Annotated in this window: 20 protein-coding genes and 1 riboswitch; of the genes, 12 read left to right on the top strand and 8 right to left on the bottom strand. The window is 64.0% G+C overall.

Features of this window, described 5'->3' with window-relative positions; all coding sequences use genetic code 11:
- The first annotated feature begins 74 nt into the window (after positions 1-74).
- The gene (locus OKW43_RS16480) at positions 75-1,265 is read left to right on the top strand and encodes an acyl-CoA dehydrogenase (protein WP_187633825.1); all 1,191 of its coding nucleotides are present in this window, start codon (positions 75-77) and stop codon (positions 1,263-1,265) included.
- A 74-nt stretch (positions 1,266-1,339) separates the two neighbouring features.
- Here the strand turns inward: OKW43_RS16480 and OKW43_RS16475 are convergent, their stop codons facing one another.
- A complete protein-coding gene (locus OKW43_RS16475) occupies positions 1,340-1,978 on the bottom strand; it encodes a peroxiredoxin (RefSeq protein ID WP_429448480.1) in 639 nt (212 codons plus the stop codon).
- 348 nt (positions 1,979-2,326) lie between these two features.
- On the opposite strand from OKW43_RS16475, the gene OKW43_RS16470 reads away from it, so the two are divergent.
- From OKW43_RS16470 to OKW43_RS16460, 3 genes are all read left to right on the top strand, one after another.
- Positions 2,327-2,629 carry a DUF883 family protein gene (locus tag OKW43_RS16470; RefSeq protein ID WP_026225611.1) on the top strand — a complete coding sequence of 101 codons (303 nt, stop codon included), beginning with the start codon at positions 2,327-2,329 and terminating at the stop codon, positions 2,627-2,629.
- 132 nt (positions 2,630-2,761) lie between these two features.
- Complete coding sequence (locus OKW43_RS16465; RefSeq protein WP_187633828.1) at positions 2,762-3,151, top strand: phage holin family protein; 390 nt, start codon at positions 2,762-2,764, stop codon at positions 3,149-3,151.
- 57 nt (positions 3,152-3,208) lie between these two features.
- A complete protein-coding gene (locus tag OKW43_RS16460; protein ID WP_429448477.1) occupies positions 3,209-3,712 on the top strand; it encodes a DUF3318 domain-containing protein in 504 nt (167 codons plus the stop codon).
- Between the two features lie 85 nt (positions 3,713-3,797).
- Here OKW43_RS16460 and OKW43_RS16455 read toward each other — a convergent pair whose 3' ends face one another.
- The 7 genes from OKW43_RS16455 to glyA form a co-directional block, all read right to left on the bottom strand.
- Positions 3,798-4,229, bottom strand: a complete 432-nt coding sequence (locus OKW43_RS16455; protein ID WP_187633830.1) for a type IV pilin protein — start codon at positions 4,227-4,229, stop codon at positions 3,798-3,800.
- 22 nt (positions 4,230-4,251) lie between these two features.
- The gene (locus tag OKW43_RS16450; RefSeq protein WP_429448475.1) at positions 4,252-4,692 is read right to left on the bottom strand and encodes a pilus assembly PilX family protein; all 441 of its coding nucleotides are present in this window, start codon (positions 4,690-4,692) and stop codon (positions 4,252-4,254) included.
- 158 nt (positions 4,693-4,850) lie between these two features.
- Positions 4,851-5,657 carry a PilW family protein gene (locus tag OKW43_RS16445; RefSeq protein WP_429448473.1) on the bottom strand — a complete coding sequence of 269 codons (807 nt, stop codon included), beginning with the start codon at positions 5,655-5,657 and terminating at the stop codon, positions 4,851-4,853.
- Positions 5,654-6,103 (bottom strand): hypothetical protein, encoded by a 450-nt coding sequence (locus OKW43_RS16440; RefSeq protein WP_187633832.1) that lies wholly within the window; start codon positions 6,101-6,103, stop codon positions 5,654-5,656. The genes OKW43_RS16445 and OKW43_RS16440 overlap by 4 nt, the downstream gene beginning before the upstream one ends.
- Positions 6,100-6,666 (bottom strand): GspH/FimT family pseudopilin, encoded by a 567-nt coding sequence (locus OKW43_RS16435; RefSeq protein ID WP_429448471.1) that lies wholly within the window; start codon positions 6,664-6,666, stop codon positions 6,100-6,102. The genes OKW43_RS16440 and OKW43_RS16435 overlap by 4 nt, the downstream gene beginning before the upstream one ends.
- 213 nt (positions 6,667-6,879) lie before the next feature.
- Positions 6,880-7,362: a transcriptional regulator NrdR gene (gene nrdR, locus OKW43_RS16430; RefSeq protein ID WP_008919734.1), complete on the bottom strand. Its 483-nt coding sequence runs from the start codon at positions 7,360-7,362 to the stop codon at positions 6,880-6,882.
- Between the two features lie 6 nt (positions 7,363-7,368).
- Positions 7,369-8,616, bottom strand: coding sequence for a serine hydroxymethyltransferase (gene glyA, locus OKW43_RS16425; RefSeq protein ID WP_429448469.1), 1,248 nt, complete (start codon positions 8,614-8,616; stop codon positions 7,369-7,371).
- A gap of 178 nt (positions 8,617-8,794) precedes the next feature.
- Positions 8,795-8,921: riboswitch (ZMP/ZTP riboswitch) on the bottom strand.
- 247 nt (positions 8,922-9,168) lie between these two features.
- On the opposite strand from glyA, the gene ydfG reads away from it, so the two are divergent.
- The 8 genes from ydfG to ybgF all read left to right on the top strand — a co-directional run bounded on the left by ydfG (position 9,169) and on the right by ybgF (position 15,598).
- A complete protein-coding gene (gene ydfG, locus OKW43_RS16420; RefSeq protein WP_187633835.1) occupies positions 9,169-9,915 on the top strand; it encodes a bifunctional NADP-dependent 3-hydroxy acid dehydrogenase/3-hydroxypropionate dehydrogenase YdfG in 747 nt (248 codons plus the stop codon).
- A 117-nt stretch (positions 9,916-10,032) separates the two neighbouring features.
- Positions 10,033-10,497: a tol-pal system-associated acyl-CoA thioesterase gene (gene ybgC, locus OKW43_RS16415; protein WP_187633836.1), complete on the top strand. Its 465-nt coding sequence runs from the start codon at positions 10,033-10,035 to the stop codon at positions 10,495-10,497.
- A 187-nt stretch (positions 10,498-10,684) separates the two neighbouring features.
- Positions 10,685-11,362 carry a protein TolQ gene (tolQ, locus tag OKW43_RS16410; RefSeq protein ID WP_187633837.1) on the top strand — a complete coding sequence of 226 codons (678 nt, stop codon included), beginning with the start codon at positions 10,685-10,687 and terminating at the stop codon, positions 11,360-11,362.
- Positions 11,363-11,372: 10 nt separating this feature from the next.
- Positions 11,373-11,819: a protein TolR gene (tolR, locus tag OKW43_RS16405; RefSeq protein WP_187633838.1), complete on the top strand. Its 447-nt coding sequence runs from the start codon at positions 11,373-11,375 to the stop codon at positions 11,817-11,819.
- A complete protein-coding gene (gene tolA, locus OKW43_RS16400) occupies positions 11,816-12,859 on the top strand; it encodes a cell envelope integrity protein TolA (protein WP_429448465.1) in 1,044 nt (347 codons plus the stop codon). Before tolR ends, tolA begins: the two co-directional genes overlap by 4 nt.
- Positions 12,860-12,996: 137 nt before the next feature.
- Entirely contained in the window at positions 12,997-14,289 is a 1,293-nt protein-coding gene (tolB, locus tag OKW43_RS16395) for a Tol-Pal system beta propeller repeat protein TolB (RefSeq protein WP_187633840.1), read from the top strand.
- 32 nt (positions 14,290-14,321) lie between these two features.
- Positions 14,322-14,828, top strand: coding sequence for a peptidoglycan-associated lipoprotein Pal (pal, locus tag OKW43_RS16390; protein ID WP_187633841.1), 507 nt, complete (start codon positions 14,322-14,324; stop codon positions 14,826-14,828).
- Between the two features lie 20 nt (positions 14,829-14,848).
- Positions 14,849-15,598 (top strand): tol-pal system protein YbgF, encoded by a 750-nt coding sequence (gene ybgF / locus OKW43_RS16385; protein ID WP_187633842.1) that lies wholly within the window; start codon positions 14,849-14,851, stop codon positions 15,596-15,598.
- Positions 15,599-15,697: the final 99 nt, after the last annotated feature.

Raw genomic sequence — 15,697 nt, 5'->3', positions numbered from 1 at the left:
GTTTTGCAAAACATTGTTTCGCAACGCGGAACTCAAGTCAAGCTTGTTCCGGGCGAGAGATCAGGAGATACGTGATGGCCGTAGCCGCGCAGTTTCACTGGGAAGACCCGTTGCTGCTGGATCAGCAGCTCACCGAAGACGAACGCATGGTGCGCGACGCCGCTGCGGCTTACTCGCAGGACAAGCTGCTGCCGCGCGTGCTGGAGGCGTTTCGCCACGAAAAGACCGATATCGGGATCTTTCGCGAAATGGGCGAGCTCGGCCTGCTTGGTCCGACGATTCCCGAACAATACGGCGGCCCCGGTCTGAACTATGTCGCGTACGGGCTGATCGCGCGTGAAGTGGAACGCGTCGACTCCGGCTATCGCTCGATGATGTCGGTGCAGTCGTCATTGGTGATGGTGCCGATCTACGAATTCGGCTCCGACGCGCAGAAGGAAAAATATCTGCCGAAGCTCGCGCGCGGCGAGTGGATCGGCTGCTTCGGTCTGACCGAGCCGAACCACGGCTCCGATCCGGGCGGCATGGTCACGCGCGCGAAGAAGGTCGACGGCGGCTATTCGCTGTCGGGCTCGAAGATGTGGATTACGAATTCGCCGATCGCCGACGTATTCGTCGTGTGGGCGAAGCTCGAGGAAGACGGCAAGGACAACATCCGCGGCTTCATTCTGGAGAAGGGCTGGAAGGGTCTGTCGGCGCCAGCGATCCACGGCAAGGTGGGTCTGCGCGCGTCGATCACCGGCGAAATCGTGCTCGACGAAGTGTTCGTGCCGGAACAGAACATCATGCCGGGCGTGAGCGGTCTGCGCGGGCCGTTCACGTGTCTGAACTCGGCGCGCTACGGCATCGCCTGGGGCGCGCTCGGCGCGGCTGAAGCGTGCTGGCACACCGCGCGTCAGTACGTGCTCGATCGCAAGCAGTTCGGCCGGCCGCTCGCCGCGAACCAGCTGATCCAGAAGAAGCTCGCCGACATGCAGACCGAAATCACGCTCGGGCTGCAAGGCGTATTGCGCCTCGGCCGCATGAAGGACGAAGGCACGGCCGCTGCCGAAATCACCTCGATCATGAAGCGCAATTCGTGCGGCAAGGCGCTGGACATCGCCCGCCTCGCGCGCGACATGCTCGGCGGCAACGGCATTTCGGACGAGTTCGGCGTCGCGCGTCATCTGGTGAACCTCGAGGTCGTCAACACCTACGAAGGCACCCACGACGTTCACGCGTTGATCCTCGGGCGGGCGCAGACGGGTATTCAGGCGTTCTTCTGATTCCGATGCTGATGTATCGGTAATGCCAACAAGCCGGTCCCTTGGGACCGGCTTGTTGGTTTATGCCGCGCCGCCTACCGATTCGGCTGTGGCGTCAGGCGCAGATACGGACGCAGCGCCTTGTAGCCCTTCGGGAATTTCTGCTTGATGACTTCCTCGTCCTTCAGCGACGGCACGATGACGACGTCATCGCCCTGCCTCCAGTTGCCCGGCGTCGCGACCGAGTGACTGTCGGTCAGTTGCAGCGAATCGATCACGCGCAGCACTTCGTCGAAGTTGCGGCCGGTGCTCGCCGGATACGTGATGATCAGGCGCACCTTCCGGTTCGGATCGATGACGAAGAGCGAGCGCACGGTGAACGTTTCGTTCGCGTTCGGATGAATCATGTCGTACAGCGCGGACACCCTGCGATCGCCGTCCGCGAGAATCGGAAAACCGACGTTGGCGGCCTGCGTCTCGTTGATGTCCTTGATCCACTCCTTGTGCGACTCCGCGCTGTCGACCGACAACGCGATCGTCTTCACGTTGCGCTTTTCGAACTCGCCGGCGAGCTTCGCGGTCAGGCCCAGTTCAGTCGTGCACACCGGCGTGAAGTCGGCGGGATGCGAGAACAGCACGCCCCAGCTATGGCCGAGCCACTCGTGAAACCGGATGCGGCCAATGCTCGACTCCTGTTCGAAATCCGGCGCAATGCCGCCAAGACGTAGACTCATAGTGCATCTCCTGTAGGTATTCGGAAGGTATCCGGATAAGGTCGCGGGCGTGTGCCCGCGGCGGCCCGTCACGATAAAGCATAAGGCTGCGGTGGTATATGGCGAACCAACATCGCGTCAGTACTTTATGCGTTTTTGTAATTTTCTCGCGTTTGACGGAAACTTTGCGGGACAGATCAACTCAATTCGATACCGGTCTGGAGCAGAGTGCCCTAAAACGGGTGGCTCGACGCCACGCGCTGCCGGGAACGGATTGTGCAGCGGCGGCATGTAACCCGGCACTACGCTCGCCAGCGACCGTTTCTTTGGTTACGATTTACGCGCAGCGTGAGACAAAGGGAGCTGTCAATGTCGGAAGTCAACAAGGAGAGATTGATGTCGGATATCAAAACCGTCCTCGCGGACGCTGAAGACCTGCTGAAACAGGCCGCGAGCGCTACCGGCGAACGCGCGTCGGAACTGCGCGAAACCGCGCTGACGCGCCTGAAGCAGGCGAAAGAAAAAGCAGCCGACGTTCAGGTCGTGGTCGTCGAAAAGGGCAAGAAGGCCGCCCGCGCCACCGACGATTACGTGCACGAACATCCGTGGGCGTCGATCGGCATCGCCGCCGGCATCGGCGTGGTGGTCGGTCTGCTGATCAATCGCAAGTAAAGGCCGGTAGGCCGCCGGAGCAGGCATGTCCGGCGCACCGGCGACACGGGCGGACCGGCGCAAGCCTCGCCGGTCCCCTTCCGCTGGCGCGCGTGCGCGCTAGCCAGGCCCTCACGCGCAACGCCCACAGCCATGACGACCGAAACACACTCGCAGCGCGCGGAACGCAGCCCGTTGCGCCGTATTCTCAGTTCCGTTTTTGCCATCCTGCAGACACGCCTCGAACTGGTGGGCATCGAACTCGCCGAGGAAAAAGACCGCCTGCTCGGCGTGCTGTTTCTCGGCCTTGCCGCGATGATGCTCGCCACGATGGCCTTGATCGCGTTGACCGCACTGATCGCCATTGCCTTCTGGGACACCTACCGATGGCAGGCGCTCGCTGGCATCACCGCGGTCTACGCGATTGCCGGCCTGGTCTGCGCGCTGAAGGCGCGCAGTGGTCTGCGCAACGCGCCGATGGTATTCGAAGCGACCATCGCCGAGTTCGAAAAGGATCGCGACGCGTTCCGCAGCCGCGACTGATGCGTAAGTTTGTCTGCATCCGATCCATCGCCTCAACTCCACTGCCGCCGACACGCCATGAGCCAGTCCCGTCCCGATACCGCCTTTCGTAACAAGCGCCATCCGTCGAAGGATCTAAGCGCGCCGCATCTGCGGGCGCTGCGCAAGGAATTGCTGCTGGTGCGCGCGGACGTCGAGCGCGTCGAACTCGCGCAGGCCACCTTCGAACTTCGCCAGGCCGTCACGCATTTCAGTTGGCTCAGGTTCGTGATCCCGGGCTTCGGCGGCGTACGCGTGGGCAGAGGGCCTAAGGCGAGCGTGCTCAACGCGGGCACCATCGGCGCATTGCTCAAGCAGTATCCGCTCATCAGCTCGATCGCTTCGCTGTTGCTCGCCAAACCGCTGCGCGCGACCGTCTTCGCGAGCGCGAAGCCCGCGCTCAAGTGGGGGGGCCTTGCGCTCGGCGCGTGGGAAGCGTTCCGGATCTGGCAACAGATGAAGAACGAGTCGGCGGCGGCTTCGGCGGCCGCGGCGGCTTCCGCTACGGTACAGTCGGCGGCGGCTCAGACCGAGTCGATGTGAAGGGCTATTGACGTCGTCGCCGCGGGTCTGGGCATGATCGCTGGGCCCTCCTTCCGCAAGGCCGCACGCCGGGTTTCGACGACCGCTAACCCGTATTCCAGCATTCGCTGCTTGTCGGTGTCGAGCCGCCCACTTCGTTTCTATTGCCTCGCTGACCTGTCGCATCTAGCGTGAACGTGCCGCACGGGTCGTCGCGCATCGGGCCCGCTTCCGCGGGCGCCGCTTCGATCGAATAGCCGCCGTTCGTGTCGTCCGCGGGCAGCATGCGCACGCGATACACCGGCGTGCCGAACTGCGGCGCCTGATCGAAGCCCGGTGGCAAGGCCAACACCCCATCGCTCGCCGCGCCCTCGACGAATTGCGCGGCCCGATATAACGCCGACGCCGCATCGATGCGATGTGTGCGTGCGATGTGGCTGCGATACGAAGGGATCGCAAACGCGGCGAGCGTGGCGCCGATCGCGAGCGCGATCACGAGTTCGAGCAGCGTGAATGCGGATGTGTTCGGCCTTTTCATGCGTATCCAGTCGGTTCGTTCCTCAGAATGGTCTTGCGGCAACGCGCCGCCAATGACGTTCGATCGCGCCATCCTCGATCACCAACTCCATCTGCAACCAGACCTGCGACTCGCTGCTCTGCCCGAAGCCGCGCGCGCTCAGCAGATAAGCGGTGGCGTTGGGTCGACTCGCAAGACGCCAGGGCTCGATCAGGCATTGCGGCCCGCGTGATGATCCCGGCCATCGCGCGACAGGCGTGATGGCGCTCGCGTCGAACGCGGCTTCAAGTCTCCATTGAGCCGGCTCGCCGGATGCGAGCGGCATATTGGGCGCGTTGCCACTTGTCGATAGCATGTTGCGCACGCACAAGGTCAGCGCCGAATCCGCCGCGTGGAAAGCCTGCAGATAGTCGCGCACATTGGTCGCCGCGCGAGCCGCGGCGAGCGATGTTTCGAACCAGATCGCGGACGTGGCGAGCATCATGGCCGAGATCAACAGCACGATCGCGAGGACGATACCGCGTTGATCCGCCCGTCGGGCACCGCTCCGACAATTCCGCTTGCCTAAGTATTTCGGTTCTCTGTCTGCCCCGCCGCATAGATCGTATGCGCGGCGGCATCGCGTTGCTGCGTCACGGTCCATCATGACGACCCCGCCACGCGATTGCGCAGCGCAACCCTGCGCGAAAACACCTGCCGGGGCCGCAGGTCGGTGCCGAGCGTACTCACGCCGTCGCAATCGACGTACTTCGACCGCTGCCCTTGCGGCGCGCCGCGCACCAGCACGCAGACATCGACCGCGACGACGTTCGTCCATTGATCCGCCGACACGGCCGATGCATCCACCGTATCCGCGGCACCGTCCAGCCAGTAGCGCAACCGCACGCGTTCTACGCCTTCGACCAGCGGCTGCGCGGATCCGGCATTGCCGCTGCCTACGCAGTAAAGCTCCGGCTCGCCGGTCGAGCCGCTGACGTTGGCGAAGTAGCGATTGACCACCGGCGCGCCCTGGTCGCCAAGGACCGCAACGCTGCTCTTAACGGCCTGCCCGACGCAGTCGGTGACCTGCCCGCTCGACGATGCCCAGGTCGATACGACGTCTGCGACGTAACGGATCGCGACGCCATCCGAACCGTTACTCAACGTGGAGCAGGCGAGGCTGTCGTCGGCGCCGATCGGGCGACCGCCCGAGCAGCCGAACAGCGCGGGCGCCGCGTTATAGCCAACGACATCGGCAGGGACGAAGCCTGCCATCTGCAATTGCTGGCCGATCAGCATCAGCGCGGTCAACCCGGTTTCGCGAATCCGGCTCGTGTTGCTTGCCTGCACGAACGCGTTGCGCTGCGCCGTGTAGAGGGACACGGCGCCCGCGCTCACGATCAGTCCAAGGGTCATCGCGATCAGGAATTCGACCAATGTATGACCGCGTGCGCAATGCGGCGGCTTCATTTCGCGAACGCCAACGCGACGCACGACGACCCGACTGGTGCATCGACGTCGCCGCAAGGCTGCGCTGGTTGGGCAATCATGTCGCCCGCAGTGGGCCGGTCCCGCACGGACGCCCACGTCACCCGCGCCGTCGCGACCTCGCCGCTGGCGCCGATCGATGCCTCGCCGTGCGGTAGCAGAGCGCTCGCCCGCACTCTCCATTGATTGAGCGCGGCATCGCCCGAAGACGGCGTGCTCGTCGCTTCGGCAATCGAGTCGGCTATCCACGCGGCGCTCTCGCGCAGCGTCATTGCGCGCGCCTCGCGCGCGGTCCATACCTGAGCCGCGACCAGACCCAGCGCGCTCACCGCGACCAACACGACCGCCAGCATCACCTCGATCAGCGAGCTGCCGCCGCATGCCGATGCGCGCCCATGCGAACCGATGTCGAGTGCGGGCCGTCTCATGACGTCGCTCCACACGCGCCCTCCGAGATCCGCGCGCGACCACCTGCCGCGACGCTGATGCAGCGCCGCCATGGATTTCCCTGCATCGATTTCGATGGACTTCGCGGCGCTATATCGAAACTTCGAAACGAGCCGATCAGTTGCCCAGCCGGCGGTGTGAACGTCATGTCCGTCTGCACGCCGGTGATGCTCACTGCCGCAAGCGCCGGCTGCGCGCGCAATAACGACGGCTTGCCGCCGTGCTCGGCGAATACGGCCCAGCCGCAGGCCCAGTCGCCGATGCCGTCGGCGCAGGGTTGGCCCGACGGCAGACAGAGTCGCGCCGCATCGACGCGACACACCGTGATGCGCGTGCCGCGCCGCAGCGCCTCGCTGCGCGCGTAGGCGAACGTGGATAGAAGCGCCTTCGAGCGCGCGTCGACCTGATCGCGCATATGCCATGCGGCGAACGACGGCATCGCCATCACGGTGGTCAGCATCACGAGCGCTATCACCGCCAGCGTTTCGATGAGCGTGAAGCCGGCGCGTGACGGCCGGCGAATCCCCTTGCATTTCATCTGCATCCCTGAGCGTTTCGAACAGATGCAGTCAATCTAGCGATTTGCGAGCGATGCGACCATCGTCCGAATGGCCAGGTGGCATTCAGACGCTAGCGCGCGCAACAATGCACGTGACGATCGATCACGGAGACGGGAGAAGCAATGCGTGAAAAGAAGCGCGAAATGCGCGAGGCGATGCGTGCGAACGACCGCGGCTCAGGTGCGGCACGCGTGCGCTCAGCGCTTGCGGGAAGGCTTGGGCGGGGAAGAGGCGCGGCGGAATTCCTCGATCACGTCCTCGAATTCGGAGACGTCTTCGAAGCGCCGGTATACGGAAGCGAAGCGAACATAGGCGATCGTGTCGAGCGCACGCAACTCGTTCATCACAAGTTCGCCGAGGCGCTCGCTGCGCACCTCGCGCTCGCCGCTGCCGAGCAGCTGATACTCGATGCGGGCGACCGCCGCCTCGATCGCGTCCACCGCCACCGGACGCTTGCGCAGCGCCAGTTGCATGCTCGCGACGATCTTGCGGCGATCGAATTCCGTGCGGGTCCCATCCTTCTTGACGACCGACGGCAACGCCAGCTCGACCCGCTCATACGTCGTGAAACGTTTGTCGCAGGCCGGGCAGCGGCGGCGCCGGCGAATCGTCGCGCCGTCTTCGGATACGCGCGAGTCGACGACCTGCGTATCGGCGTGGCGACAGAAGGGGCAATGCATGACGGCTTAGCCGTAAACCGGGAAGCGCTGGGTCAGCTCGGCGACTTGCGCGCGCACGCGCTCGATCGTCGCAGCGTCCTCCGGGTTGTCCAGCACGTCCGCGATCAGGTTGCCGACCTGTTCGGCTTCCTTTACACCGAAGCCGCGCGTGGTCATCGCCGGCGACCCCAGGCGGATGCCGCTGGTGACGAACGGCTTTTCCGGATCGTTCGGGATCGCGTTCTTGTTGACCGTGATATGCGCCGCGCCGAGCGCCGCTTCCGCAGCCTTGCCGGTGATTTTCTTCGCGCGCAGGTCGACCAGCATCACGTGGCTTTCCGTGCGGCCCGACACGATGCGCAGCCCACGCTTGACCAGCGTTTCAGCGAGCACGCGCGCGTTCTCGACGACCTGCTGCTGATATGCCTTGAATTCCGGCGACAGTGCTTCCTTGAACGCGACGGCCTTGCCCGCGATCACGTGCATCAGCGGACCGCCCTGGATGCCCGGGAAGATCGCCGAGTTGATCTGCTTCTCAAACTCGGCCTTCATCAGGATCACGCCGCCGCGCGGGCCGCGCAGGCTCTTGTGCGTGGTGGTGGTGACGAAGTCGGCGTGCGGCACCGGATTCGGATACACGCCCGCGGCGATGAGACCGGCGTAGTGCGCCATGTCGACCATCAGGTAAGCGCCAACCGACTTCGCGATCTTCGACATGCGTTCGAAATCGATGCGCAGTGCGAACGCCGACGCGCCCGCCACGATCAGTTTCGGCTTGTGTTCGTGCGCAAGCTTCTCGGCGGCGTCGTAGTCGATGTCTTCGGCTTCGTTCAGGCCGTAGCTGACCACGTTGAACCACTTGCCCGACATGTTGACCGGCGAGCCGTGCGTGAGGTGACCGCCGTGCGCGAGGCTCATGCCCATGATCGTGTCGCCCGGCTTGAGCATCGCGAAGAACACGCCCTGGTTCGCCTGCGAGCCCGAGTTCGGCTGCACGTTCGCGGCTTCGGCGCCGAACAGCTGCTTAACGCGGTCGATCGCCAGTTGCTCGGCGACGTCGACGTATTCGCAGCCGCCGTAGTAGCGCTTGCCCGGATACCCTTCGGCGTATTTGTTCGTGAGTTGCGAGCCTTGCGCGGCCATCACGGCCGGGCTCGTATAGTTTTCCGACGCGATCAGTTCGATGTGCTCTTCCTGACGGCGGTTTTCCTGCTCGATGACCTTCCAGAGTTCAGGATCGAAGTTGGCGATGGTGCTTTGGGCTCTGTCAAACATACGGGTTCCGTTGAGTGTTTTCAGGTTGACCGGATCGTGCGCCGAATCCTGCGTAGAGGGTACACAGCGGGGTACGCAGCGCTGTGGGCGGCGAGGCTTGCCCTGACGTGGCGAGTGGAGAGTCGCCGCATACGCGAGGCAGGCCAGCCACCGTCAGCGCAGATTAATGCGCGCGGTTCACGGCTGCCCAGGCGAACGGCAAAACGGCACCCCGCGCTTCACGGTGGGTTGTTCCACCTTGAACCCGATTGGTTGAATCGGCTGAGTCGGACGACTCGGTTCTATCGCCAGTCACGCAGGGTCGAGCGCGTTAGTGTATTGGAAGAGGCCCGAATAGGCAACCGACTTGCGGCTGCTCCAGCCGCCGCTGGCGGGGCCTCCGGACATACCGGCGGCCCCGCTGCGCAACCGTCCGACGAAAGCGCGCGCGCCGCGCCGCGCACCCGTTGCGCGTCGCCGCGGCAGCCGCCGATCCGGCTCGTGCAGCCTTGCCGCAGCGCGGCATTGGAAGTAGGCTTGGGGCCTTTGTCTGTCACCGACCAGGGAACTGCAATGATCGTGTTTGTCACAGGAGCGTCGGCCGGTTTCGGCGCCGCCATCGCCCGCTCGTTCGTCAAGGGCGGCCATCGTGTCGTCGCCACCGCTCGCCGCAAGGACCGCCTGCAGGCACTCGCCGACGAGTTCGGCGACGCGCTGCTGCCGTACGAGCTCGACGTGCGCGATCGCGCCGCCGTCGCAGCCGTGCCCGGCTCGCTGCCGGCCGACTTCGCCGCGATCGACGTGCTCGTCAATAACGCCGGCCTCGCGCTCGGCACCGAGCCGGCGCAAAAGGCGAGCCTCGACGAATGGAACACGATGATCGAGACCAATTGCACGGGCCTCGTGCAGGTCACGCATGCGCTGCTGCCCGGCATGGTCGAGCGCAATCGCGGGCATGTCTTCAATCTGGGCTCGGTGGCGGGCCGCTGGCCGTACGCGGGCGGCAACGTGTACGGTGCGACCAAGGCGTTCGTGCGCCAGTTCAGCCTGAACCTGCGCGCCGATCTCGCCGGCACTGCGCTGCGCGTGACCGACATCGAGCCGGGTCTGTGCGGCGGCACGGAATTCTCGAACGTACGCTATCGCGGCGACGACGACAAAGCCGCCAAGGTCTACGAAAACGTGCAGCCGCTGACGGCCGAAGACATCGCCGATTCGATCTACTGGATCGCCACGCGCCCGGCCCACGTCAACATCAACACGATCGAGCTGATGCCGGTCGCGCAGTCGTTCGGCGGTCTGTCCGTGCATCGCGGCTGAGTGTGACGGCGGGCGGCGGCGGCCGCTACGATTGCTCGCGCCGCCGACTATCGCCGCCGACGCCCCCGCACGCAACTCACACTTCGAAACAGACCCCGGGGTGTGCGTTCCGGTAGAATGCGCCGCATGAATATGTCGACCAGCCAGCCCGGCGCGGAAATCGGCTACACGTGGCCCATCCGCGTGTACTACGAAGATACCGACGCCGGCGGCATCGTGTTTTTCGCCAACTACCTGAGATTTTTCGAACGGGCGCGCACCGAATGGCTGCGCGCGTGCGGCGTCGACCAGCATCGGCTCGCGGCACAAAGCGATGCGATTTTCATCGTGCGCAGTACCGCAGTCGATTACCGGGCGCCGGCCCGGCTCGACGACATCGTGAAAATTGTCAGCCGGATCGAACGTCTTGGCCGAGCTTCGGTAGACTTCGTCCAGGAAGCGTGGCGCGAAGACACGTTGCTTGCCACCGGCTCGGTCCGGGTTGGTTGTGTGGACCGCGCGACGCTGCGGCCGGCCGGGATCCCACCTTCGATCCTCGCCGCGCTGCGGCGCGGGCCGGACGTCAGCGAGAGCGCGGACTGAACAGCGGCGGCATGTCAACGAACGATGTCTGAGCCTCGTTGTTACGGGGCCAGTGAATACATACCGGTCAGGTAACACCAAGCATGGTTCGGCTTCGATATCGCCGAAGCTTCCGTTTTGCCCACGGCAAGCTTGAAGCGGCCTTGCAGCCGGACGCGCCCTTCCCGGGACGTTAAAACGAACCTTTATGAACACTACACAAGATCTGTCGATCGTTTCACTCGTCCTCAACGCGAGCCTGCTGGCCCAGGCCGTCATGGCTCTGCTGCTGTTGCTGTCGCTACTCTCCTGGACTTTCATCTTCCGCAAGTGGTTTGCGATTCGCCGGGCGCGCGCGCAAACTGAACGTTTCGAGCGTGATTTCTGGTCGGGCGGCGACCTTCAGGCGCTGTATCAGAGCGCCGCGAACAACCGCTACACGATCGGCGCGCTGGAGCGGATTTTCGAATCCGGCATGCGCGAATTCCTGAAAGGCAAAGAGAAACGCCTGAACGATTCCGGCGCGATTCTCGACGGCGCCCGGCGCGCGATGCGCGCGGCGTTCCAGCGTGAAATGGACGTGCTCGAAGCGAACCTCGCGTTCCTCGCGTCGGTCGGTTCGGTCAGCCCGTATATCGGTCTGTTCGGCACGGTCTGGGGGATCATGAATGCCTTTCGCGGCCTCGCCAACGTGCAGCAGGCTACGCTCGCGAACGTCGCGCCGGGCATCGCCGAGGCGCTGACCGCCACCGCGATCGGCCTGTTCGCCGCCATTCCGGCCGTGGTCGCGTATAACCGCTACGCGCACGACATCGACCGTCTGGCGATCCGTTTCGAAACCTTCATTGAAGAGTTCTCGAACATCCTGCAGCGCCAGGCACACTGAGGAGGCCACGATGGCAGGCTCCAGTTCCTCCAGCATGCGCGGCTCGCGCTCGCGTCGCGCAATGGCCGACATCAACGTCGTGCCGTATATCGACGTGATGCTCGTGCTGCTCGTGATCTTCATGGTCACGGCGCCGCTCGTCGCGCCGTCGATCGTCAATCTGCCGACCGTCGGCGGCGCCGCGCCGCAGCAGCAGACGCCGCCCGTGATCGTCAACATCCGCGCGGACGGCAACATGAGCGTCAAGTACAAGGACGACTCCGGCACGCAGCAGCAGGAAGACATGACGAAGGCTGGCCTCAACGGTTTCATCGCCGATCGGGCACAATCGCACCCCGATCAGCCCGTCGTGATCGCCGCCGACAAAACCGTGAAGTACGAAGTCGTGATGAACGTGATGTCCGAGTTGAAGGCTCGGGGCGTCAAGCGCGTCGGATTGCTCGTCAAATCGCAATGATCCGCAAGAATTCCGAATACCCGCTTCAGCCGCCGCGTGAACGCGGCACCGGGCGAGCTTTTCTGTTCGCGCTGGTGATGCATGCGCTGCTCGGATTCTTCCTGTATCAGGGCATCCAGTGGCAAAACAGCACGCCCGAAGGCGAGCAAGCGGAACTGTGGACCGAGGTACCGGATTCGGCGATCCCGCATCCCGTCGTCACGCCGCCGCCCGCGCCGGTCGCCCCTGCTCCGCCCGTGCGCGACGAGCAGGCCGACATCGCGCTGCAGGAAAAGAAGCGCCAGCAGCAGGAAGCGGCTCGCGCCGCGCAACTGGCCGAGCAGCAGCGCCAGCTGAAACTGAAAGAGCAGCAGGAAGCGGAAGCGAAGCGACAGCAACAGCTGGCGGCAGATGAGGCGGCCCAGCTCGCGGCGCAGAAGGCCGCGAAGCTCAAGCAGCAGCAGGCGCAACAGCAGCAGCAGCAACAGCAGCAGGCCGAGAAGCTCAAGCAACAGCAGCTCGCCGAGCAGCAGAAGCAGCAGCAACTGAAAGAACAGCAGGAGCAGCAGCAAAAGCAGGCTCAGGCAGAAGCGCAGAAGAAGGCTGACGCCGAGAAAGCGGCGAAGACCAAGGCGCAAGCCGATGCGACGGCGCAGGCGAAGAAGCAGCTCGACAACGAACGTCGCACGCGGCTTGCGCAGATGCAGGGTCTGGCTGGCGGCGTGGGCGGCAGCAGCTCCAGCAGCAACGGACTCGGGAAGAACGGAACGGGAAGTGGCTCGGGGGGCACGGCGGCATCGCCCGGTTACGCCGACAAGGTGCGCCGGCTGGTGCTTCAGCATGTGAACTGGGGCGGCGAAACGGAAGGTCTCGAGACCGTGATCGCCGTGCGCTGTTCGCCGGACGGCAATCAGCTGAGCGCAAACATTACCCATGGCAGCGGCAACGCCGCGTGGGACGCCGCCGCGTTGCGGGCGGTGAAAGCCTCCGATCCGATGCCTCGGGACGTCAATGGCAAGACGCCCGACTACTTCCTTGTCACGCTGCGCCCGGCAAGTTGATGTGCAGTCTGACAGCCGACCGACAGCCAACGCCGCGCCCCACCCGGCGCGGGGTCAGGTGGGAACGAAATAGGCGTTTTCCGGTCTGTCTGCTGTCTCGAGTTTTAAGTAAAACCGTTTTGAGGAACCCATACAGCATGAGTTTGATGACCAAGCTAGGCCTGCGAACACTCGTGGCAACGTGCCTGATCGCCGTCGGCGGCGCCGCCAACGCACAACTCAACGTCCTCGTGACGGGCGTCGGATCCACACAGTTTCCCATCGCAACGGCGAATTTCGCCAATGAAGCGAACTCTCCGCAGCAGGTCAGCACGATCGTGCGTCAGGATCTGCAACGCAGCGGCAAATTCACGAATATCGACGCGGGCTCGACGCCGGTCTCCGAGACCGATTCCGTCGATCTCGGCGCATGGAAGGCGAAGGGCGCCAACGCGTTCGTCGCTGGCAGCGTGAACCGTCTGCCGAACGGCCAGTACGAAGTGCGCTTCAAGTTGTACGACACGGTCAAGGGCGAAAGCCTCGGCGGCCTCGTGCTGGTGAGCCCGGAAAGCGGTCTGCGCATGAGCGCGCACAAGGTCGCGGACTACATTTACGCAAAACTGATGGGCAATCGCGGCGTGTTCGCGACGCGCCTGTCGTATGTGATCAAGTCGGGCAACCGCTATCAGCTGCAGATCTCGGATTCGGACGGTCAGGACGCGCACATCGCGCTGTCGAGCCCCGAGCCGATCATCTCGCCGGCCTGGTCGCCGGACGGCACCAAGGTCGCTTACGTGTCGTTCGAGAAGAAGAAGCCGATCGTCTATATCCACGACCTGCCCACGGGCCGGCGCATCGTCGTATCGGACCAGAAGGGCAACAACAGTGCGCCGGCGTGGTCACCGGATGGCCGCACGCTCGCGGTAGCGCTGTCGCGCACCGGCAATACGCAGATTTTCGCGGTCAACGCGGACGGCAGCGGTCTGCGTCGCCTCACGCAGGGCAGCTCGATCGACACCGAGCCGACCTACTCTCCTGACGGTCAGTCGATCTATTTCACGAGCGACCGCGGCGGCGCACCGCAGATCTACAAGATGCCGGCGCAAGGTGAAAGCGCGGGCAGCGCGCAACGCGTCACGTTTACGGGCAGCTACAACACCAGCCCACGTGTGAGTCCTGACGGCAAGGAGCTTGCCTACATCTCGCGCGTCGGCGGTGCATTCAAGCTGTACATCCAGGACCTGCAAGGCGGAACCGCCACGGGCCTGACGGACACGACACATGACGAATCGCCGAGCTTCGCGGCGAACGGTCAGTACATTCTTTACGCCACTCAGGTGAACGGCCGTGGCGTGTTGGCCGCAGTATCGACCGATGGTCGCACTCGGCAGGTCCTGTCCGTTCAGGGCGGCAGCGTACGCGAGCCGTCCTGGGGCCCGTTTATGCAATAACGTTGATGCAATAACACAAGGAGAGTATTCAAATGATGTCCAAACTTCGTTTCGCATTCGCCGTCGTGATGGTCGGCGCATTGGCCGCATGTCACTCGGGCGTCAAGCTCGACGAAAACGCCAACAAGGGCGCAGGCTCGGCTCAACCGAACCCGAACGACGTCGCGACTGTCAACGTCGACCCGCTGAACGATCCGAACAGCCCGCTTGCCAAGCGCAGCATATACTTCGACTTCGACGCCTACTCGGTCAAGGACGATTATCAACCGCTGCTGCAACAACACGCGCAGTATCTGAAGAGCCACCCGCAGCGTCACGTGCTGATCCAGGGCAACACCGATGAGCGCGGCACCAGCGAATACAACCTCGCACTCGGCCAGAAGCGTGCTGAAGCCGTGCGTCGTTCGCTGTCTCTGATGGGCGTGGCGGACTCGCAAATGGAAGCCGTGAGCCTCGGCAAGGAAAAGCCGCTGGCAACGGGTCATGACGAAGCGTCGTGGGCACAGAACCGCCGCGCTGACCTCGTGTATCAACAGTAAGCCAACGGGTGGTAAGCCGAATGACGCATCGTTTCTCCTGGCTGCGGTTGGCCGCAGCGGCCTGCGTCGCGGGCACGGCGCTCGCGGCCGTGCCCGCCCATGCGGGCATGTTCGACGACGATCAGGCCCGCCAGGCCATTCTCGATCTGCGCTCGAAGACCGATAGTCTGTCGAGCCAGCTGTCGGCGGCGCAACGCACGATCCTCGATCAGTCCAACCGTCTCGACCAGCTGAACCAGCAGGTCGCGACGCTGCGTGGGCAGAACGAGGACATGGCGAACCAGCTCACGACGCTGCAAAAGCAGCAGAAGGACTACTACACCGATCTCGACACGCGCCTGAAGAAATTCGAGCCGCAGCAACAGACGGTGGACGGCGTCCAGGGCGAGGTGCAGCCGGGTGAAACCGAGGCGTTCAACGCGGCTTCACAGCAATTCCGCAGCGGCGATTTCAAGAACGCGGCGACGTCGTTCCGTAGCTTCATCTCCAAATATCCGACCAGCCCTTATCAGCCAACCGCGCAATACTGGCTCGGCAATGCGCTGTATGCAATGCGCGACTACAAGGGTTCGACGGCGATCTGGCAAAGTGTCGTGAAGAACTATCCGCAGCATCCGCGTGCACCGGAAGCGCTGCTCGCGATCGCGAACAATCAGCTCGAACAAGGTCAGAAGGCCGCGGCGAAAAAGACGCTCGAGCAGATCGTCGCGCAATACGCCGGCTCGGACGTCGCGCAGTCGGCGCAGAGCAAGCTGTCGCAGATCAAGTAGATCGTGGTGTTGGATTGATCACGTTTTGATGTAGTTGGCAGTAGCGCGCAGTGCCCGAAGTGATAGCCACGCGCGCCTCTCGCTGGAAAGCCCGGGTAG

The organism is Paraburkholderia sp. WC7.3g (genome assembly GCF_050436345.1).
GTDB lineage: Bacteria > Pseudomonadota > Gammaproteobacteria > Burkholderiales > Burkholderiaceae > Paraburkholderia > Paraburkholderia podalyriae.
Note: the sequence above shows the minus strand (reverse complement) of the source record. Positions and strands in the feature narration are given on the sequence as shown.